This window comes from Protofrankia sp. Cj5, from assembly GCF_917627405.1.
Classification (GTDB): Bacteria; Actinomycetota; Actinomycetes; order Frankiales; family Frankiaceae; genus Protofrankia.
The window spans coordinates 8162-27544 of sequence record NZ_CAKJTO010000051.1 but is presented as its reverse complement, the minus strand read 5'-3'; the positions used below and the strand labels follow the sequence as shown (position 1 = coordinate 27544).

Annotated in this window: 17 protein-coding genes and 1 tRNA gene; 6 read left to right on the top strand and 12 right to left on the bottom strand. The window is 66.1% G+C overall.

Annotated elements, in window-relative coordinates; translation table 11 throughout:
* Window positions 1-4: 4 nt before the first annotated feature.
* From MJ777_RS12975 to MJ777_RS12965, 3 genes are read right to left on the bottom strand one after another with little or no spacing between them, the layout of a single operon-like run.
* Complete coding sequence (locus MJ777_RS12975; RefSeq protein ID WP_239376350.1) at window positions 5-898, bottom strand: NUDIX hydrolase; 894 nt, start codon at window positions 896-898, stop codon at window positions 5-7.
* A gap of 3 nt (window positions 899-901) precedes the next feature.
* Window positions 902-1408 (bottom strand): RidA family protein, encoded by a 507-nt coding sequence (locus MJ777_RS12970; RefSeq protein ID WP_239310998.1) that lies wholly within the window; start codon window positions 1406-1408, stop codon window positions 902-904.
* Window positions 1405-1572 carry a DUF4177 domain-containing protein gene (locus tag MJ777_RS12965; RefSeq protein ID WP_239310997.1) on the bottom strand — a complete coding sequence of 56 codons (168 nt, stop codon included), beginning with the start codon at window positions 1570-1572 and terminating at the stop codon, window positions 1405-1407. The genes MJ777_RS12970 and MJ777_RS12965 overlap by 4 nt, the downstream gene beginning before the upstream one ends.
* A 101-nt stretch (window positions 1573-1673) precedes the next feature.
* Here MJ777_RS12965 and MJ777_RS12960 point away from each other — a divergent pair, with 101 nt between their 5' ends.
* Together MJ777_RS12960 and MJ777_RS12955 are read left to right on the top strand one after the other, a co-directional pair.
* On the top strand, window positions 1674-2723 hold the full coding sequence (locus tag MJ777_RS12960) for an ArsA-related P-loop ATPase (protein WP_239310996.1): 1050 nt from the start codon (window positions 1674-1676) through the stop codon (window positions 2721-2723).
* Window positions 2720-3922 (top strand): ArsA-related P-loop ATPase, encoded by a 1203-nt coding sequence (locus MJ777_RS12955; protein WP_239310995.1) that lies wholly within the window; start codon window positions 2720-2722, stop codon window positions 3920-3922. Before MJ777_RS12960 ends, MJ777_RS12955 begins: the two co-directional genes overlap by 4 nt.
* A gap of 241 nt (window positions 3923-4163) precedes the next feature.
* Here MJ777_RS12955 and MJ777_RS12950 read toward each other — a convergent pair whose 3' ends face one another.
* Window positions 4164-4520, bottom strand: coding sequence for a WhiB family transcriptional regulator (locus MJ777_RS12950; RefSeq protein ID WP_239310994.1), 357 nt, complete (start codon window positions 4518-4520; stop codon window positions 4164-4166).
* 448 nt (window positions 4521-4968) lie between these two features.
* On the opposite strand from MJ777_RS12950, the gene MJ777_RS12945 reads away from it, so the two are divergent.
* Window positions 4969-7383: a transglycosylase domain-containing protein gene (locus MJ777_RS12945; RefSeq protein ID WP_239376348.1), complete on the top strand. Its 2415-nt coding sequence runs from the start codon at window positions 4969-4971 to the stop codon at window positions 7381-7383.
* 71 nt (window positions 7384-7454) lie between these two features.
* Here the strand turns inward: MJ777_RS12945 and MJ777_RS12940 are convergent, their stop codons facing one another.
* Window positions 7455-7910 (bottom strand): GatB/YqeY domain-containing protein, encoded by a 456-nt coding sequence (locus tag MJ777_RS12940; protein WP_239348192.1) that lies wholly within the window; start codon window positions 7908-7910, stop codon window positions 7455-7457.
* 144 nt (window positions 7911-8054) lie between these two features.
* On the opposite strand from MJ777_RS12940, the gene MJ777_RS12935 reads away from it, so the two are divergent.
* Window positions 8055-8996, top strand: a complete 942-nt coding sequence (locus tag MJ777_RS12935) for a metallophosphoesterase (protein WP_239311005.1) — start codon at window positions 8055-8057, stop codon at window positions 8994-8996.
* Window positions 8997-9066: 70 nt separating this feature from the next.
* Window positions 9067-9140 (top strand) — tRNA-Pro (locus tag MJ777_RS12930).
* Between the two features lie 258 nt (window positions 9141-9398).
* Here the strand turns inward: MJ777_RS12930 and MJ777_RS22895 are convergent.
* The 4 genes from MJ777_RS22895 to MJ777_RS12905 all read right to left on the bottom strand — a co-directional run bounded on the left by MJ777_RS22895 (window position 9399) and on the right by MJ777_RS12905 (window position 13850).
* Window positions 9399-10346: a TQO small subunit DoxD gene (locus tag MJ777_RS22895; RefSeq protein WP_305039417.1), complete on the bottom strand. Its 948-nt coding sequence runs from the start codon at window positions 10344-10346 to the stop codon at window positions 9399-9401.
* Window positions 10347-10435: 89 nt separating this feature from the next.
* Entirely contained in the window at window positions 10436-10960 is a 525-nt protein-coding gene (locus MJ777_RS12915; RefSeq protein ID WP_239348189.1) for a potassium channel family protein, read from the bottom strand.
* 86 nt (window positions 10961-11046) lie between these two features.
* Window positions 11047-11778 carry an HD domain-containing protein gene (locus MJ777_RS12910; RefSeq protein WP_239376347.1) on the bottom strand — a complete coding sequence of 244 codons (732 nt, stop codon included), beginning with the start codon at window positions 11776-11778 and terminating at the stop codon, window positions 11047-11049.
* Window positions 11779-12062: 284 nt separating this feature from the next.
* Entirely contained in the window at window positions 12063-13850 is a 1788-nt protein-coding gene (locus MJ777_RS12905; protein WP_239376345.1) for a serine/threonine-protein kinase, read from the bottom strand.
* A gap of 1305 nt (window positions 13851-15155) precedes the next feature.
* Here MJ777_RS12905 and MJ777_RS12900 point away from each other — a divergent pair.
* Window positions 15156-16664 (top strand): diguanylate cyclase, encoded by a 1509-nt coding sequence (locus tag MJ777_RS12900; RefSeq protein ID WP_239376336.1) that lies wholly within the window; start codon window positions 15156-15158, stop codon window positions 16662-16664.
* 123 nt (window positions 16665-16787) lie between these two features.
* Here the strand turns inward: MJ777_RS12900 and MJ777_RS12895 are convergent, their stop codons facing one another.
* From MJ777_RS12895 to MJ777_RS12885, 3 genes are all read right to left on the bottom strand, one after another.
* Window positions 16788-17342, bottom strand: coding sequence for a DUF3618 domain-containing protein (locus tag MJ777_RS12895; protein ID WP_239348185.1), 555 nt, complete (start codon window positions 17340-17342; stop codon window positions 16788-16790).
* Between the two features lie 233 nt (window positions 17343-17575).
* Window positions 17576-17845: a hypothetical protein gene (locus tag MJ777_RS12890; protein ID WP_239311232.1), complete on the bottom strand. Its 270-nt coding sequence runs from the start codon at window positions 17843-17845 to the stop codon at window positions 17576-17578.
* Window positions 17846-18368: 523 nt separating this feature from the next.
* Window positions 18369-19304: an A/G-specific adenine glycosylase gene (locus MJ777_RS12885; RefSeq protein ID WP_239376334.1), complete on the bottom strand. Its 936-nt coding sequence runs from the start codon at window positions 19302-19304 to the stop codon at window positions 18369-18371.
* Window positions 19305-19383: the final 79 nt, after the last annotated feature.

The following is a 19383-nucleotide window of genomic DNA, read 5'->3' as shown; positions in this document are numbered from 1 at the left end:
CCCGTCAGCCGATTGAGCCATAGTCGGTGTCATGCGGGAACACAAGCCGGGCCGTGCCGTCGCGCAACGAGATTTTTGGCAGGATCGGTTCCATGTCCCGGGCGGTGGCAGCTGCCATGATTTCTTCGACGCTGGTGTAGTTCACCAACTCGCCGAGGGTGTATGCGGTGGGTGGCATCAGGCGTAGCCGATCCGCCAGGTAGTCGTCGAGCGCGGCCGCCGGCGACGTCCACAGCAGCCGGTCGGATTCGCCGGGGATCCGGCGGGTCAGCTGCGTGGTTGGCATCGCCGCGACGAAGAACCAGGTATCGTACCGGCGCGGTTCGACCTCGGGTGTGATCCAGCGTGCCCAGGAGCGGAGCAGATCGATCCGTACCCCGAGGGCGCGTCGGGCCAGCACGGCGGCAAGGCTGGTCCGCCGGCTCTCCAGCGCGGCCCGGTCCGATTCCCAGCCGGGGCCGCTGACATCGGCGATGGTGTCGCCGTCTGGTCCGGCGAGCAGGACACCGCTTTCCTCGAACGTCTCGCGCACCGCCGCGCACACCAGCGCTCGGGCCAGCGCCGGCCCGGCCCCGGGCAGGTATGGCGCCACGGCTCCCGCCGTACCGAATTGGCGCGGCTCAGCGTCGCTGTCCGCTGGATCAACCGTCCCGCCTGGGAATACGTACATGCCGGCGGCAAAGGCCATCGTGGACGCCCGGCGCAACAGACAGACCTCGACCCCGCCTGGCCCGCTGAGGGCGGGCCGGAGCAGGACCACCGTGGCCGCGGCGCGGGCGGGTGCCGGCGTGTCGATATCAGGACGATAGGACCGCGCCCGCTCGGGGATGCTCGACGGTAGCCGCTGGCGCAGGTGCGTGAGCAGGTCCTCGGTCACCGCGCTGGTCGGATCCGGCATGTGTCAGATGTTAGAACAGATGGTGGCGACCAGCTCGATCTCGACCGGGGCGCCCAAGGGCAGGACGGCTACCCCCACGGCGGAGCGGGCATGCCGCCCGGCGTCGCCGAACACCGCCGCGAGCAGCTCGCTCGCGCCGTTGACCACCGCCGGTTGTCCGGTGAACGCGGGCACGCTGGCGACGAACCCGACGACCTTGACGATGCCGGTGACGGCATCGAGGCCGCCGGCAACCGCGGCCGCTGCCGCGAGGGCGTTCAGCGCGCAGATGCGGGCCAGCTCGGTGGCGCGGTCAGGGGTGATCATGCCGCCGTCAGCGGCCGCGCCGACCTGGCCGCGGTCGGCGAGCGTGCCGTCCACCAGCGGCAGTTGCCCGGCCGTCCACACCAGCTCGGCATGGCGGCGAGCCGGCAGGTAGGCGCCGGCTGGTGCCGGTACCGCGGGAAGTGTCAGCCCGAGCGCGGCCAGCCGCCGCGACGGAGTGGCCGCCTCGGTGCCCGCGGGCGTCATGCCGTCGAGACGTTCGTCGGGCGCTTGAAGTAGGCGACCAGGCTCTCCGGATTGGGGCCGGGAACGATCTGGACGAGCTCCCAGCCGTCCGCGCCCCAGGTGTCGAGGATCTGCTTGGTCGCATGGATCAACAGTGGTGCTGTCGCGTACTCCCAGGTCGTCATGACACGAGACCTTATTGGTCATCGCTGGGAGAGGGCGGGACGCATCGGCGGACCTGGCGTCCGGCAGCCGTGCTTCCGCACGGAAGCCCGCACGGAAGGGGATGGCCGAGCCGGGTACGGTCGTCGGTGTGACGTCGCAGGACACTCTGCCGCCTGGCGCCACTCGGGGGCCGTGGTCGTGCCGCCTTCATGTGGTCACCGGCAAGGGCGGCACCGGCAAGACGACCGTAGCCGGCGCGCTCGCGGTGGCGCTCGCGACCGGGGGACGGCGGGTACTGCTCACCGAGGTCGAGGGGCGTCAGCAGATCGCGCAGCTGTTTGACACCCCGCCGCTGCCCTACGCCGAGCGTAAAGTGGCGAGCGCTCCAGGTGGCGGTGAGGTTTTCGCGCTCGCCATTGACGCAGAGGAGGCCCTGCTGGAGTACCTGGAAATGTTCTACAACCTCCGCCGCGCCGGCAGGGCGCTTGGCAAGATCGGCGCTATCGATTTCGCCACCACGATCGCGCCCGGGGTTCGGGACGTCCTGCTCACCGGCAAGGTGAAAGAAGCCGTGAACCGTCCGGACGCGACCCGTCCCGGCGGCAGGTCCTATGACGCGGTTGTTCTCGACGCGCCGCCGACCGGTCGTATTGCCCGGTTTCTCAACGTGAGTGCCGAGGTTGCCGGGCTGGCGAAAATGGGTCCGATCCGTACTCAGGCCGACAGCGTGATGGCGGTGATGCGGTCCGCCGCGACTGTTGTGCATTTTGTCACCCTCCTCGAGGAGATGCCGATGCAGGAGACGGTGGACGGCGTCGCTGAGGTGAGAACCGCGGGCCTCGCGGTCGGCGGTGTCATCGTGAATATGATCCGGCAGCCGTTGTTGGCGGCCGATGACATCGAGCGGGCTAGCGCTGATGAATTGGATCTTGAAGAACTGGTGGCAGGTATGAAGGAGGCCGGCATTCAGGCCGGCGTCGAGCTGGTCGGCGCGCTCGCGACCGAAGCGGCCCAGCACGCGCGCCGGGTACGCCTGGAAGTGGCTGAACGAGCCGAGGTCGAGAGGCTGGGCCGGCCCGTATACGAACTGCCCCTGGTCGCCGACGGCGTGGATGTTGGCGTGATCTACCGGTTTGCGGACCTGCTGCGCAAACAGCGGATGGTCGGATGAGCACGACGCAGGGGCAGCCCGCACAACGACCGCTGCCCGTCCCGCCGGTGCCGGTAGCGCCGTTGGACGTCGATGCGATGCTTGACAGCGAGAAGATCATTGTGTGCTGCGGGTCGGGCGGCGTCGGGAAAACCACCATTGCCGCGGCGCTGGCCCTGCGGGCGGCGGAACAGGGCCGCCAGGTGGTCGTTCTGACGATTGACCCGGCACGTCGGCTGGCCCAGTCCATGGGGCTGAGCGAACTGGACAACATTCCTCGGGAAGTCGCCGGGGTCGACCGGTCGGCCGGCGGCCGGCTGGACGCGATGATGCTCGACATGAAAAGGACGTTCGACGAGATCGTGCTGGCGCACGCAGCCCCGGACAGAGCTCAGCAGCTGCTTGAAAATCCTTTCTACCAGTCGTTGTCGTCGTCCTTTGCCGGTACCCAGGAGTACATGGCCATGGAGAAACTCGGCCAGCTGGATGCCACCGGGGACTGGGATCTCATCGTCGTCGACACGCCGCCGACCAGGTCGGCGCTGGACTTTCTTGACGCACCCACTCGGTTAGGGGCGTTTCTCGACGGTCGCTTGCTTCGGCTGCTGCTCGCCCCGGCGAAGGCGGGTGGAAAAATGTACCTGAAAGTTGTCGGGGTTGGGCTCGGTATGTTCGGCAAGATTCTGACCAAGATTGTCGGTGCACAGCTCCTGACGGACGTCAGCCAGTTCGTGGCGGCGCTGGAAACCATGTTTGGCGGTTTTCGGCAGCGTGCCGAGCAGACGTACCAGTTGTTGGGCGCACCCGGTACTTCATTTGTTGTGGTAGCCGCTCCTGAGGCCGCCGCATTGCGGGAGGCGTCCTATTTCGTTGATCGACTGGATTCGGACGGAATGCCGTTGGCGGGGCTTGTCATCAATCGGGTCCACCCGGTGTGTTCCGCGGCTCGCGGCCTGACCGTGGAACGCAGTCTCGCCGCGGCCGAAACACTCGCCGAGCACGCCGGGCATCCACTGACAGCGGCTGTACTGCGGGTCCACGCGGAAAGAGTAAGGCTGGCCACGCGCGAGAACCGGCTGCGGGAGCGTTTCACCAGCGCGCATCCTGACACACCGCTGGTTGAGGTCGACGCGCTGGCTGGAGACATTCACGATCTTGATGGCCTCCGCGATGTCGGTGCCGCGCTCGCTGGGGAGAAAGTACTCCACCAGGCTGGTTAGAGCGTTCCGGCCCGTTCAGGGCGCGCGATCGTGTTTTTGCGCGGCTGCGGCCTTGAGGAGCCCCAGCCAGCGTGGCGCTGTTCGCATGCGCTCGTCCCGGGGTGCCCCGAGACGCCGTCGTCGAGAGGTTGTCTCCTGGGTGACGTCGACGTCCCGAGCATCCGGTCGGAGTGTGATAGTGAGATACTGAGGACGAATCGGAGGCTGGATCGTCGACTGGGGGGACGAGGTGCGGACGGTCCTAACCCGCGGAGGCGGCCCCATGGTGGGCGCGCGCATCCGCAAGCAGTTTTCGCCAGGAGGCGACATCGGGCCGTCGCCGCAGAAGAGCTCGGCGTTCCCGTTCGGTCATACCTCCCCAGACTCCGAATTCGACTCGGTTGTCAAGGGCGTCAGCGAGGCATTCGGTACGAACGGCGCATCCGAAGCATCGGGTCTTGACGCGATTCTGGGCGGCACCTTGAACGAAGAGATCGTCCGGGTCCAGATCACGGCAGGCCGCGTTCGCGGTCCAGTCGCCATCGACGGTCGAGCCGATCAACTGGGTCGAGCTGGCACGTCGTGCGGCGCTGGTGCGGGTAGCCAGGCTGCTGGTCATGCCACCTGCCTTTCTTCTCGAGTCCGGGTCAGGGGGCCCGTGCGGGTGGTGACGTGGCTTCGCCCGAAACCGTACGGAGCGCCTTTGCCACGGCACAGACCCCACACGGGTGGTTGTCCAAATGACCCGTCCGGGCCATTGATCCGAGTGATAAATGTGGTGCGTTCTGTCACCGCTTCGTGTCGTCCGCGTGACATCCACGTGTCTGAGGAGCGGGGTCATAGGCTTGTGCCCATTGCGCGGCCGAGTGGTCGCGAAGGGGGCCATTTGGAGGTTCCCGGACGTGACAGCGACGACAGGAACATACCGTCGGCATCCGGAACCTCTGGTCGGTTCTGGTCGTTCCGGCGCCACCGGACGCATCGCACCCGCAGACACCCGGCGGCCCGCGAGACTCCGGTCCTTCCGGCCGCGTGCCCGGACAGCGGCTAGGCGGACGACGCGATTCATGATCATCAGTGGGCTGTCCGGCGTCCTGCTCGCGTTCATGGCGGTGCCCTTCGTGGCCCTGGTAGGCCTCACGGCCAAGGGCGGCGCCGACTCGTTCCTGGAGCTGCCCGCGAACCTCACCGTGCCGCCGTTGCCACAGGCCTCCCGGATACTTGATTCCCAGGGAAATGTGATCGGATACCTGCGGGGTGAGCAGGACCGGGAGATCGTGACGATTGATCAGGTGCCGATGGTGATGCGTCAGGCGATCATCGACATCGAGGATTCCCGTTTCTACGAACACACCGGCCTTGATTACAAGGGGCTCATCCGGGCCTATGTCACCAACCAGGAGTCAGGTTCGGTCACGCAGGGCGGTTCAACGCTTACTCAGCAGTATGTGAAGAATGTTCTGCTGCAGGCGGCGACCACCAGGGAAACCAAGGATGCCGCCACCGAGCAAACGGTCAAACGAAAGCTCCGAGAGGCTCGTTACGCACTGTATTTAGAGGATCACCTGAGTAAGGACCAGATTCTCGAGCGGTATCTGAACATAGCCTACTTCGGTGACGGCGCCTACGGTGTGCAGACCGCGGCGAAACACTACTTCAACGTCGACGTGAGTCGGCTTACCCTGCCGCAGGCGGCGATGCTGGCCGGTCTGGTCAAAAATCCCACAGCCTACAATCCGGTACTACATCCGCAGGCGGCTACGATCCGCCGTGACATCGTCCTGGAGCGTATGCGCGAACTCGGCCACATCAACGACAGCCAACTGCGTGAGACCAAGGCAGTGCCGTTGACACTGAACCGTCCGCCCCAGGCGGCAGATCCCTGCCAGCTGTCGTCGGTGCCGTTCTTCTGTGCCTACGTCCGCCGCGTGCTGCTTGCCGACGAGCGGTTCGGGGCGACCCAGGCGGACCGCGAGCGGCTGTTGTTCGAGGGCGGTCTGACGATTCGCACCACACTCAGCCCGATTGCCCAGGCTGCCGCGCAGAACGCCGCGTCCGGTGTCGTGCCACCGGGTAACCGGGTTGCCGCGGGTGTGGCGATGATCCAACCTGGTACCGGAAAAGTGCTGGCACTGGCCGTCAACCGAGTGTACGGACCATCCTCGGACGGTCTGCCGCCGGAGCGTACGACCGACTTCACCCACACAAAACAGATTATTCCGCTCGAGGAGACCTCGTTCTCGCCGGGCTCCACCTTCAAGGTCTTCACGCTGGCTGCGGCCATCGAGAAGGGAATGCCCCTGGGTACCACGTACTACTCGCCGGTATGTTATCACTCGAACATCTTCAACAATCCTCGCGCGGAGGGGAGCACGCGGGCGAGCACCGCGGACTGCTTCGGCAACGCCGATCCGAGCGAAGCCGGCCTGTACTCGATGACGACGGCAACCTGGCACTCGGTGAACACCTATTACATCCAGCTCGCGGAGAAGGTCGGCGTCCAGAGCACCGCCGAGATGGCTCGCCGGCTCGGCGTCACGTCATGCCGGGTACAGGATCACACCGCGGCGCTCCGGCAGCGCTGTCCGCCCGGTGGCATAGGAGCACGTGACGGTTCGGCTGTCCTCGGTTCCAACGAGATCTCCACAATGGACCTGGCGACCGCCTATGCCACGCTTGCCAATCACGGTATCCGTTGTGATCCACAACCTTTTGAATCGATCACCCAGCGGGTCGGCGGTACGGATCGGCCGGTCGCCTACGCCGCGCCCCAGCCATGCCGCCAGGTCCTCGGGGCGAATGTCGCGGACAGCGTCACCTCGGTGCTGGAGGGGGTCATCCTGCATGGAACAGGGGCGAAAAACGCGCAGATCGGCAGACCGGCGGCTGGTAAGACCGGGACCGCGCAGGGTTTCAGCACCGCTTCGTTCGCCGGCTACATCCCGCAGCTCGCCGTCGCGGTGACCCTCGCCGACCCGAGGTCGCCCACGACCTACCCGTTGCGTAACGTCCTGGGCCTTAACCAGGTCTATGGCGGTGACCTGCCCGCCGCGGTATGGGCGAGAACCATGCGTGGCGCGATCGACGGGCTCAAGTTGCCAGTGGCGGCAATGCCCGCTCCCGACGACAGCGAGCCCAATCCGCCGAAGGAGACACTGCCCGATGTCGTCGGCCAGAACGTTGTCCTGGCGCGGGCGCTGTTGACCGCGCAGGGCTTCGGGGTGACGGTCCAGGAGGTCAACAACCCGGCTCCGGCGGGTACGGTGCTGGCGATGAATCCGGCGGGCGGCCAGGACGTCCCGGCTGGTTCGGACGTGGTACTGATGGTCTCGCAGGGTCCTGACTCGCAGCCTCGACCGGACGGCGGCGGAACCCCCGCCGAACAGCCCGCAACGGTGCCGCCCCGGCAGCCCGTGACAGCGACCGCGAGCCCGGCACACCGACGGGGGAATAGCATTCTCGACATATTCGGCGGAGACTGAGAAGGCAGCGCGACTGGCAGTACGCGACCGGGCAACAGGGGACGCGGCGTCGCGGGGCTGGAGTGCGTGCGTCAGGTGGCAAGCCGGGCGCGGACGAGGACGGAGACGCGGGAGCCGTCCGCTCGCCCGGCCACCTCGGCCTGGACCGCTTTCATGGCGGCGCCCATCGCCTTCGGGCCGACGAGTCCCTGCTCGCCGATCACTCGTTCGATGATCAGAATGAGCTCGTCGTCGGTCAGCTGCTGGGGAAGGTAGGCGGCGAGGATCGCACCCTCGTTGCGTTCCTGCTCGGCCTGGTTCATTCGGCCGGCCGCAGCGAACGCATCCGCGGCCTCCCGCCGTTTGCGGACCTCGCGGGTGAGCACCTTCCGCACGTCCTCGTCGGACAGCTCGCGGACGTTGCTGCCGGCTACCTCCTCGTCCTTCACCGCGGCCATGGCCATGCGAAGGGTGGATGTGCGCAGCGCGTCCCGGGCCTTCATCGAAGTGGTGAGATCCGCCCGCAGGCGCTCCTTGAGTTCGCTCACGCGACCTGACCCTAGCCGTTCCGTCGCTCCGGGACCTCCAAGGATACGATCATCAGCCTTCCCGTTGTTGATCATTCGCGTGACGCGGCGCGGCGCGGCGCGGAGAACAGCCGCAATGGGCGAAACCTGGGCCACACTGGTCTGATGACGGGTACGCGACGGTTCCCCCCGGGCACGCTTCGAAGGACCGCCAGACGCGCGGCCACCGGATTCGGTGCGGCAGGCGCATTGAGCCTCGCCTATGCCGCCGGCTATGAGCGGAGCGCGTACACTCTGCGCCGTCTGGTGGTTCCGGCGCTGGCTGGCGAGGTCCGCCCGCTGCGTATCCTGCACATCTCTGATCTGCACATCACCCCCAAACAGGGGGGGAAACTGGCGTGGATCTCGGAGCTGGCTCGTCTGATGCCCGATCTTGTGGCATTGACTGGTGACGTACTGTCACATCCTGATGCGGACGGGCCGACCCTGGAGGCGCTGTCTCCGTTGTTCGGCTTCTCCGGCGTGTTCGTACCGGGGAACAACGACTACTTTGCGCCGACGTTGAAGAGCCCACATCACTACTTTTTGTCGGAGGACGACTCCAGGCCGAAGGGGCTCCCGTTGGACTGGGCCGCGTTCGCAAAGACCCTTGCGGGCGACAGCGGATGGATCGACCTGACCAACCATCGGACGGTGATGCGGGTCGCCGGACGGCGGATCGATGTCCGCGGCGTCGATGACGCCCGGTTGGGACGTGATCGTCTTTCCTCGGTGATCGGCCCTCGGGAGGACGCTGATGTTGAACTGCGGCTCGGGTTGTCGCACACTCCGGAGCCGCGGGTGCTGGACGCCTACACCTCCGATGGGGTGGCGCTGACGCTGTCCGGGCACACCCACGGCGGCCAGGTCCGGGTGCCGTTCCTCGGGGCGCTGGTCACCAACTGCGGTATTGATCGTGCCCGGGTGCGCGGGCTCTCCCGGTACGAGGCGGGCGGGCGGGGGTCGTGGCTGCATGTATCCGCTGGTCTGGGGACCTCACCATTTGCGCCGGTCCGCTTCGCCTGCCGGCCCGAAGCTACTTTGATCACACTTACAGCCGCGCCTTGAGGGCCTGTGCGGTCCACGGGACTCGGTGTCCCAGGCCGCTTGATGGATCAGGTAGACTCTGCGATGGTCGCGGGGTGTGGCGCAGCTTGGTAGCGCGCTTCGTTCGGGACGAAGAGGTCGTGGGTTCGAATCCCGCCACCCCGACCCAGGTCAGGGGCATGATCTGCAACAGAGGATCATGCCCCTGACGCATGTACAGCAGCGAAGTACAGCAGTAGGTCATCGATCAAGGCTCTCGCTCAGCCGGTTCAGTGCCTCTCGTGTCTTCGCCGACGACGCCTGTGCGTAGATCTCCATCGTCACGTCCATGTTCGCGTGACGCAGAACACGCATGATTACCCGCGGGTGTACGTCAAGCGCCATGGGCAGTGACGCGCAGGTGCGCCGGACCTCGCGCGGGAATCAACCGACGACGACATCGTCCCCGTCGAGGCGTAAGGGCAGCCGGGTGAGCGGCAGGGGCGCCGGGCCGCCAATGACCGCTCCGCTCGATGCCGAGTACAACGCACCATGGCAGGGGCAGGCGAACTGCTGGTCGGAGATCTGGAAGTTCACGGCACACCCGGCATGCGTGCACACTGCCGAAAACGCGGCGAACCCACCCGCCGGTAGGTGGACAAGCCAGGCCGGTTCCCCGGATCGGGGGTTGGTGAACTTTTTCGCCGATCCCTGGTAGATCTCATCGGCTCGCGCCACAATCGTGGCCTCTCCGGTTGCGATCGCCGTGGGCGGGTGGGAGGCCGCATGCCCACCGACTGCGCGTCCTATCCAGGCGGTCAGGCCAGCGGTGCTGAGAGCCCCGAGCGCCGCGAGGCCGGTTGCCGCCCCCTGGCGTAACAACGCGCGGCGCCGAGGGTCGTGGGTGCGCACTCGGGCAAGCCAGGCGTCCACCGACAGTACGCCGGCGGCGCCCACCGCGATGAACGGCAGCCACATGACCAGAAAAACGATGTCGGAGCCGTAGTAGTACGGCCGCGTGTGCCAGCTGACGGTGAGCAGGAACAGCAGGGAGAACATGGCGCCGGCGGCGGCGGCGAGCCGAGCCCACAGACCGAGGAGGGTCCCGACGCCCACCGCGACCTCGCCTAGGGCAATCAGGACCCCGACGGTGTCCGGATACGGCTGGAGCAGGCCGAGTAGCCCGCCGATCGGGCTGGCAGGGACAAGGAGCGCAAGCTGTCGATGGATCGATGTCGGCGAAGCCGGGTCGAGATAGCCGGGGTCGGCGAGTTTCTGCAGACCGGCGAAGGTGAACGTGACGCCGAGGAACAGCCGCAATGGCAGCAGCGGCCAGCCTGGCTCGGTGAGCCGGGCTGGCCGGCTGGTGCCCGTGCTCGTGGCGCCGTCCATAGTTTTCACGATCAGTGCAGGTTACCCGTGACCGCTCAGTGGAGGAGCGGAGCTGCATGATCGTGTTCTTTCGCGCCCCTCGGGCGCTCTCAGCGGCTCTTTGATGCCTCGCTCCGGCTCGGTCTGCCGTCGGGCTCCGTTGTGACGGAGCGGCGCTGTAGTCCGGCTGTGATCGCGCCAACGAAGATTTTTGCGATCAGTCCGACGGCGATGAGGTCACCCATCATCTGAATAATTGTGATGATTCTGGCTGTCTCGGTACGGGGCGCGATGTCACCGAATCCGACCGTACTGAAAACGGTAATTGTGAAATACAGCGCGTCCGTGCGGGTCAATGGCTCGGTGAAGGCCGCGACTTCTTCCCGGGCGAGCAGAAAATAGGTTGTCGCAAAGATCAATAAAAACAGCGGCAGGGACGCGGCGACAGACTCCACGGCGCGCAGCCGCGGATGGTTGGAATGGGCAATCTGCCAGACCTGAATGCTGACCACGATGGTGAAAACGAGCAGGCCGATGGCTATTCCAACAGCGGTACCAGCGCCGATCCTCCGGTCCAGCGGCAGGAGGTAGTAAATGCTGACCAGCACGGTCGTCGTCAACAGCGCGCGCAGCATGGAGCGAAGGATGACCCGGCGGCGTCGTGTCGGCCGCCGGGCCTCATGCCGTGCGTTCGTCACGGTGTCCCACAGATCCCGCGTGGTCACGAGATTGCGTGGCCGGTGCTGGCACGGACCGCGCCGGTATCAACACCGGTATCAACACCGGTGCCCGGCTGGCCCCGCCCGGCAGCTGGAAGGTGGGTTCGCGGTCCATTGTCTCGCCGGCGTAGCGCGACACGGGCGGTGGCGGCAAGTAGCCGTGGCTCTCGTCGGCACCGTGCGGCGAACAGGTCCGGACGCTCGGTGGCGTGCCGTGTGCGAATGTCGGCAAGTCGTCGCGGCACAGAAATGATCTTTCCGGTTGCGTCCGCTGTCATGTCCGCGTAGACGAGCGCGTCCATGACGGGCCCATTCTCCGCCGGGAACTCATCAAGGGCGTTCAGCAGCCCTCTCGGCCGCGCCAGCAGCCGTGCTTCGGAGTGATGCGCGACCAGAGCGGCAAGCCGCGCCGGCGCGCCGGCCTGGATGAGGTGGATCGCGCCGTCGAGGGGATGGAACCCGGTATCGATCAGTAGCGGTGCATAGCCGATGTCGTGCAGCCAGGCCGCGGCGACGAGCAGTTCTCGGTCGGCCGGTGCGACGGTGGAAGCGATCCTGCCCGCCTGAGCCGCCACTGCCTGAGAGTGTGCCCAGCGGGCGGGCAACGGCCGCAGCAGCAGATATGCGGTCGCACGGGCCGCGGCGGCGGTCGCGTCGAAGCGTCGTGGCAGCGGCACTGTGGACCTGCCGTGCTGGTGGCTGTCGCCGGCAGGATCAGGGAAGGAGTCGGTCACAGAGTCCTCCGTGTCCGGTGATCACGGCGTTGCCCACAGGGGGCCACCGGCAGCTGCTGGCTGCTGGGCGCTGGCGGCGGCACCCGCGGCGAGCGCATCGGTCTCGTCGTTCAGGCTCCAACTGCTCGGGGTTCGAGGGGCCGGTTACTGCCGGGCCCAGCAGCGGTATGCCCATCCAGGCGCATTCCACCGCTGACCAGGCCAGTTCATTTTGGCTACGCCGATTCCGGCCGGGAGAAATCCTTGTAAGACCGGCTTACCCGGCGGATCGCCGCCAGGCGGGTTCAGACGTCCGCTAAGGAGGAGGCAGGAGCGGGGGTACGTATTCCCCGGGGCCGCGGCCTGGCGGATCGTGCGACGTTCGAGGCGGCCGCGGGCGGTGGACGCGATTGCGTGGATACCGGTTGCATTGTTGCCGCCGGTGGCTTGGATGCCACGCTGGCCGGAGATCTGGGCGTAGGCGTGGCCGGTGGGCCGGACGTGGCGGTGGGCCGCGGTGCCGGGGCGGTGGTTGCCGGCGGCGGTGCGCTTGTCTGGGTCGGTTGTGGCGTTACCGGAGCTGCCGGCGGATTGCTGGTGGCTTGCGTCGCATTTGTAGGATTTTTTGATGATTCAGTCATCTGGATGGGGTCTGGCTGGGTTGACGTGGCCGGCTCTCTTGGTGTCGATTTCGCGACATTCGCCGCATTGGGCGCGGCTGCGATGGGCTCGGCGGAAGGCGGTGGCGGTATGTTTATCGGCTGCCCTGACGGCGGGCCGTCGCCGAGTACTGACGGTTCGCTGAGCAGCATTCCAGCCGAGTTCCCGGGTCGGCCGGAGGTCCACATTCCCGCAACGGTCGGAACGATGGTGCTGCCGCTCGGCGCGGGTGCGACCACCGGCGTTGGGATGGCGCCGTGGATGTCCGCACCGCCACCAGAGGCGACACGCAGCGCTACGGCGACCGCTAGCCCGGCGGTGATGCCGAGCGCGATTCCAGCGGCAACGGTGACCAGCGCCAGTTGCCAACGGCGAACGGGGGCTGCGCCGGAGGTGGGTGGCCGGTGCGTGGCTGCGCTCTGCCGGCCGGCTGGGGTCGGCTGGCCGGCCGCGGCGAGATTCCCCGCGCGACCGGCCGCCGGTGCCGCCGCCGGTGCCGGTGCCGGTGCCGGCACCGCCGGTGGTACGGGTACAGCCACCGGTAGCGGCGTAGGGGCTGACGGAGGCGGTAGCGGTGGCGCGATCAGAACGTGCCGGGTGACCTGGTCCGCGAGGTCCACGCTGTCCACATAATTGCGGACGACACCGGTGACCAGCTCGACGGCGGTAGGTCGCCGTCCCGGATCCCTGTTGAGCGCTTGTAGCGTCAATGGTCTTAGGCCATCGGGAATACCGCTGAGGTCGGGTTCTTCCCGCAGCATGCGAAGCGCCGAGGCGGTGGGCGTGTCCGCGGCGAAGGGGTGCCGCCCGGTCGCGGCGAACACGACGCACATGGCCCAGGAAAAGACGTCGGCAGCGGGCCCGGCCCGTTCACCGCGCAGCTGTTCCGGTGCCATCCAGGCGACTGTCCCGATGACGTGCCCGGTCTGGGTGTGTTCGGTGGTGTCGACGGCATGGGCGATCCCGAAGTCGATGACCTTCGGGCCGTCCCAGGCCAGCAGGATGTTCGACGGTTTCAGATCGCGGTGTACAAGCCCAGCCGTGTGGACCGCGACGAGAGCGTCGGCGAGGCCTGTGGCGAGATTCACCAGGGTGGAGCTGCCGAGCCGGCCACGCTCGGCCACAGCTGTGGCAAGACTCACGCCATCGACGTACTCGGTCGCCATCCACGGGCGCTCCGCGTCGACGTCGGCGTCGCGCACCTCGGCTACGTAGTTGCCGCGGACGCGGCGCGCTGCCGCGACCTCGCGGCGAAACCGCTTCCGGAAGTCCGCGTTGTTGATCAATTCTGGGCGGATGACCTTGACTGCCAGGGGATGGCCGTCCTCGTCAAAGCCGAGATAGACGGTGCCCATCCCGCCGGCGCCCAGTCGTCCCTGGAGCCAGTACCTCCCGACTTTTCGGGGATCAGCGTCGGTCAGCGGCGCCAGCACGCCCGCTCCTCTCCTATGATCCGCACCCCATCCCGGGATCACGCTACCGAGCCCGGCGGGGTTTACGGCTGTCGGCGCATCAACTTTCTCGAGCGTGCCCTACTTGATCGTGGTGATCAAACGTATGATCGATCACATTCGTATGTAGCTGGCTGGCCGGGGTGTATAGGTAAAAGATTGTCGTAAGCGTAACCGGATGTGATCATGTTGATCGTCAGATGGTGCCAAGGAGCCGGCGGCGCGGCCGTGACCGCCCGCGCGCGGATTTTTTCGAACTTTTTAGATCAAAAATGCCTATTTCCGGATCCGAGCCTCGGAAGATAGCCCGCGCTCGGACCGGTTGCCGGATGATTTCGCGGCTTGCCGGTTGCCAACGGTGTTTTTGATCACTTTGTCGCCGCAGGCCGGCCCGGTGTGCCGCGCCGGCCGTACCTGAACTCCTGTCGGTGCCTGTCGCGAGGTCGACGACCGGCCTTTTGCGCCGGATCCCGAGTTCACTGGCGATGTCCAGCCAGTCGTGGCTGTTGCGTGGCAAGGCTGGTCGCCGGTGCTGCCCTCCTCTCCATGGTGGGCCGAGGGCAGCGCGTAGCGCTCTGATCTCCCGGTCGCGCTCAGCGATCGTGGCACGGATACGGCCCCATACGTCGATAGCGGAAACCATCGGTCCATAATGTTTCACTGAGACCGAAGGCGGATGTACAACTCGAGGCAAGGGATGTCGGTCACGTACCGCTTTGCTGGTACAGGCAGTTGTCTTGGGCCGACCTGGGGACGGCTGACCCGCCACGGGCGGCCGGTCAGCAAAGGGGGTCCTGGGAGGCAGGGGAAGAGTCGATTTCCGTTACGCATCGTGGTGTGGGCGGAAGGTACTGGCTGGAGGTCGTCATAGAAGATCATTAAATAGCGGGTTAGCGCTCACAGGAATTTCACAGGAAATCTGACTACACTCGGGAGGTTCATCTGTTCACCGACAAAAAAGGTATTTTTCATATTATGGCGGGGCCTGGGTGCTGAGTAGTTGGAATGGGTTTTCCGTGTTTCGGGGCGGCCGGGTGGTGTCCATCTCGCCGCGCAGGCAATTGCCCAGATGGTACCAATTCCGGTACCTCGCCGAGCTATCCGGACCGACTGGTTCCATCGGATACAACCTGATTGGCTGAAGGAGGCGCAATCATGGCTTTTTCCGCGCCTGTGGAGACATGGAGAGACTGGCCGCCCCGGGATGATCTGATGGGGCCGGGAAACAGCCGTAGATACTTGGCCACAAACCGGTCATGTCTGCTTTACCTGGCGTTCGGGTTCTGTTTGGCAGTCGGTTACTACCTGGTGCCGTCACAGGGCGCGGGCCACACCGTACGGATTGTGGGCTATTGCCTGGCCAGCGCCTCGACCGCGGTAGCGGTACTCGTCGGTGTCGGTTGCTTCCGGCCCGCACCACGGCTGCCCTGGCTGCTGCTAGCCGCCAGCCAGCTCGTGTATTTGATTGCTGGTACGGCGCTTTTCCCGCCATACCAGGCTGCCGGAGCAGCCGTGGGAGCCACGCGATTCCCCATTTTCTTTAATGCGTTTTACCTAGCTCGTTATCCGCTTGCGGTGGCGGGTTTGGTCATTTTCATACGCCGTCGGACTCCTGGGCGTGACCTGCCCGGCCTGCTGGACGCCGGTACCCTGGCGGTCGCCGTGGCCATGCTCTCCTGGCTGGGCCTGATCGGCCCGTATGTCCGCGGCGGATCCGGCCGACTGGTCGATGCCGCATCCTTGATCGGATATCCGGTCATGGATATCGCGCTGCTCGCGGTCGGGCTGAGGCTGTTCCTCGGGCCGGGCCGTCGGTCGCCTGCCTGCTTCCTGCTCATGGGTAACCTTTTTTTAATCATGACCGCGGACACCCTCTACGGGCTGCAACAACTGGGCGGCACCTATCGGACGGGCAACTTCCTGGATGGGATGTGGCTTGTCGCCAACGTGACGCTAGGCGCCGCGGCACTGCATCCGACGATGACTCGGCTGACCGCACCCGCGCCGGCTGGCGAGCAGAACCTCGGTGGCGTCCGGCTGGCTGTGCTGCTCACGGCGGCGCTGGCCGCTCCTGCCATGATAATGATTGAATATGCCCGTGGGGTCACCCATGACATTCCGGTTATGGCGATGGCATGCGCGCTGATGTTCCTGCTGACGATCGCTCGAATGGCGGGACTCGTCTGCGACCAGCGCCGGCTGGCGATGGTCGATTCGCTGACCGGCTTGTACACACGCCGTTTTCTTGAGGCGGAGATGTCCAGCGGGCTCACCCGGGTGCGTCGCGGCGGAGGTTTACTGGGGCTGGTCATTATTGATGTTGATCATTTTAAGGAAATAAATGATCAACATGGTCATCCCGGGGGTGACAGGGTGCTTGCCGAGATCGGCGCTCGGCTACGCGCAGCGACTCGCCCAGGCGATGTGCTTGCCCGCTATGGCGGTGAGGAATTTGCGTTGTTGGCGTCCAATATCGACTTGAGCGAGCTGGGAGCGCTCGCTGAACGGCTGCGTGCCCGGGTGGCAGGGAGCCCTATCGCCCTGGATGCCAACACCTTGATCTTCGCCACTGTGTCGGTGGGGGCCTGCGCCTTTCCGACGCACGTGTCGAGCCAGGGCGAGCTGGTCGCAATGGCGGACGGCGCTCTGTACTCCGCCAAGGCACGGGGACGGGACCGGGTGGTGATTGCCGAGATCCCGCGGCCCACGGCAGCACCTGCCGCTGACGGAGCCCGTGATGCCGGCGACGCTCAGAAGGTCAGAGATCCTCAGGGCGCCGTGGCCGAGTCCTGGTGACCGGGTCCGCTTCCCGGTAGCCGCACATACACGACCGCGGTCCGATGGCGTAGGCCGGTGGCATCCTCTTCCGCCGGCGGCCTACGCCATCGAGGCGCTATCGCCGGGCGCTATCGCCGGGCGCTATCGCCGGGCGCAGCGTCTGCCGCGGACGATGATGACCAGCACAGCTGCCATCATTACGCCGGTCATGGCGGCTGCCGTGGCACGGGTGGCGCGAGGGCTGTTGACGGCTTGCTGGCGCACGGCCTGCATGGTCCGCGCTGGGCGAACTGTGGATTCCCGCACCTTCTCGGCTGTTGCGGTCACGCGCGGGTTATGGCTGACCTTCGCCGCCGTCTGGCTGGCGGCGTCCCGCACATGTTGCGCGTTTCCCGCAAAGTGCGGATTTTGCCCGACCCGGTGCACCGCCCGGCCCGCGCTGTCCTTCGCCTTCTGGGCTGTCGCCGAGGCCCTGGGCGCGAGGTCCTCGGTTGCCCCGGCAAGCCGCACCCGGGCGTCTGCCGCGCCGGTGGCCATCCGTTCCCAGGTATGGGCTATGGCGATCTTGGCATCCTCGACGGTGCGTCCTGCCGCCTTTGTGGGACTCATCTTCTCGGACAGCGCGGTGAGCTCTTCGGCAAGCCGTGTTCTGGTTGCCTCGATGTCAGTATTGATCGAATTTGGATTCTCGTCCACGAGCGTCCTCCCAGCATCCTTGGGCACAGGCCGGTGCGGGACCGTCCGACAGATCTTTGACCGGATCAACATCCATCGGAGTGGCCCTTGGTTGTGATAATCCTGATCTTCGGATTACCCTGGAATGACGCGGCTAACCGGTACGGCGTGTTGCGGGAGTCGTCGTTCGATCAGGGAGCCGCGTCCAGATGGTTGCTGGCGAGGATCGCCGCTGTGAGCGGAGCGCCGCCGGGTCAGGTCGGGTATGGCGTGGTGCCACTGTCGCCTGGCATTTCGCGAAAGATCAGCGACAGGTCGACGTCCCCGTGGAAGCTGATCAGGGCGGCCTGTGCCGGTACCAGGATCATGGCCGCGGTCAGGTCGGCCGCGGTGGCACCGGCCGCGAGGATGAGCTCATGCTCGACGACCGGGCCGTGTTGGACGGTCACTACCTCGGCAAGTGAGGTCGGTGTCGTGTTGGGTACGCCTCGGGGTTCGGGTACAAGGTCGCCGTCGGTGTCCATTTTCGGGCCTCCTCGATGAGAACCTAGCAACTTTGATCGATGCGTTTGCGGACGACTATGTGGTCCTTTTGGCGAGCCGTTCACGGCAGCTCCACGTTGTCGCATTGGCGCCCTTTCCTACCCACCGCCCGCCGCTATGGGCCATGGGTGACGTGAAGCATGTCCGTGAGATCACTGCGCGTCCGTACTGTGACTTCACGATCAAATAGCCATCGGCATCCCCAGGGGCTTTCGGGCATGCGACAGCATCGATATTGCTTTATAGCAAATATCTGGCGGCTGGTGCGGTCGGGGGGTAGAGGTATTTTCCGCACCCTGCAATATTTGGTCGTCAGCTTCTTTTGCAGCCAAGCTGATTTATTTATTGCTTTTCTTGGCCAAGTGGCTGCCGCCGGAAGGGTTCGAGGCATGCCTGGATGCCAGGCGGATGCGTCGCGATGCGGTGAGGCGCATGCCCCAGCCCCACGGCGGTTTCGGTGTTCCCCTCGAGCCGCGTGCGCAGGTACCTCGGTGCGCGGATAGCTCAGGAATCGATCGCGGGATGTCCGGGCAGCGCGTACACACCTGGCGCGATCAGGATCGCGAGACCGTCGTCCAGTAGTCCGCTCAGCGCTCGCTCGCGTTGTACCGGCTCGTCCCACACCGCGTCGAGGAGCTCGCGGTGTACCGGCCCTGGCGCCTCGCGCAGCACCGCGAGCAGGCGTCCGCGTACCTGTCGGTCGGTCCCGGCATAGCCCTGCGGACGCCGGGGTGGGGAATCCGCGGGCGGGTTGCCCGCCTGGCGCCATCCGCATTCTTCCGCCACCGGGCAGGCAGCGCAGTGGGGCGTCCGCGCGGTACAGACCAGCGCGCCGAGTTCCATGAACGCCGCGCTGGCCCGGGCTGCCATCCGCGGGTCGATAGGTAGGAGCGACTCGACCAGTTGCAGGTCCCGGCGTGATGTCGCCGTCCGCTGGTCATCGTGGCCACCGACCGCACGGCTGACAAACCGCCGGACATTGACATCGATCACAGCGTGACGCTGCTGGAAGGCGAACGCGGCAACTGCCCGAGCGGTGTAGGTACCGACTCCTGGCAGCCGCAGTAGTTCGTTCACGCTGTCGGGGATTGCTCCACCGTGTAGTTCCGTGATGGCGACGGCGGTCTGATGCAGCCGCAACGCCCGCCGCGGGTAGCCGAGCCGCCCCCACATCCGTACGGCCTCGCCGGCTGGCTCGGCGGCAAGCGCGGACGCGGTCGGCCAGCGGTCGGTCCATGCGCGCCACACGGGCAGGACCCGGTTCACCGGTGTCTGCTGAAGCATAATCTCGCTGACGAGGACCGCCCACGGGCTCACTCGCGGGTCTCGCCAGGGAAGATCCCGGGCGCACACTCCGTACCAGTCAAGGACGGCGTCCGCGAGCGCGGGCGGTGCGGCTGCTGTTTCCGGGACAGGGGAACCGACTGTGAAGGATGTCATTACCACCATCCTGGCATGAGCTCGTTTCGATGATCAGTCACACCCTGAACCCGGGGCTTCATGGGGTGTGGATCCCCAA

Coding starts and splice junctions, on each gene's coding strand:
- MJ777_RS12975 (WP_239376350.1), bottom strand. CDS start 898: ATGCCGGATCCGACCAGCGCGGTGACCGAGGACCTGCTCACGCACCTG.
- MJ777_RS12970 (WP_239310998.1), bottom strand. CDS start 1,408: ATGACGCCCGCGGGCACCGAGGCGGCCACTCCGTCGCGGCGGCTGGCC.
- MJ777_RS12965 (WP_239310997.1), bottom strand. CDS start 1,572: ATGACGACCTGGGAGTACGCGACAGCACCACTGTTGATCCATGCGACC.
- MJ777_RS12960 (WP_239310996.1), top strand. CDS start 1,674: ATGGCCGAGCCGGGTACGGTCGTCGGTGTGACGTCGCAGGACACTCTG.
- MJ777_RS12955 (WP_239310995.1), top strand. CDS start 2,720: ATGAGCACGACGCAGGGGCAGCCCGCACAACGACCGCTGCCCGTCCCG.
- MJ777_RS12950 (WP_239310994.1), bottom strand. CDS start 4,520: ATGACCAGCAGCCTGGCTACCCGCACCAGCGCCGCACGACGTGCCAGC.
- MJ777_RS12945 (WP_239376348.1), top strand. CDS start 4,969: ATGATCATCAGTGGGCTGTCCGGCGTCCTGCTCGCGTTCATGGCGGTG.
- MJ777_RS12935 (WP_239311005.1), top strand. CDS start 8,055: ATGACGGGTACGCGACGGTTCCCCCCGGGCACGCTTCGAAGGACCGCC.
- MJ777_RS22895 (WP_305039417.1), bottom strand. CDS start 10,346: ATGGACGGCGCCACGAGCACGGGCACCAGCCGGCCAGCCCGGCTCACC.
- MJ777_RS12915 (WP_239348189.1), bottom strand. CDS start 10,960: ATGCTGCGCGCGCTGTTGACGACGACCGTGCTGGTCAGCATTTACTAC.
- MJ777_RS12890 (WP_239311232.1), bottom strand. CDS start 17,845: ATGGACACCGACGGCGACCTTGTACCCGAACCCCGAGGCGTACCCAAC.
- MJ777_RS12885 (WP_239376334.1), bottom strand. CDS start 19,304: ATGACATCCTTCACAGTCGGTTCCCCTGTCCCGGAAACAGCAGCCGCA.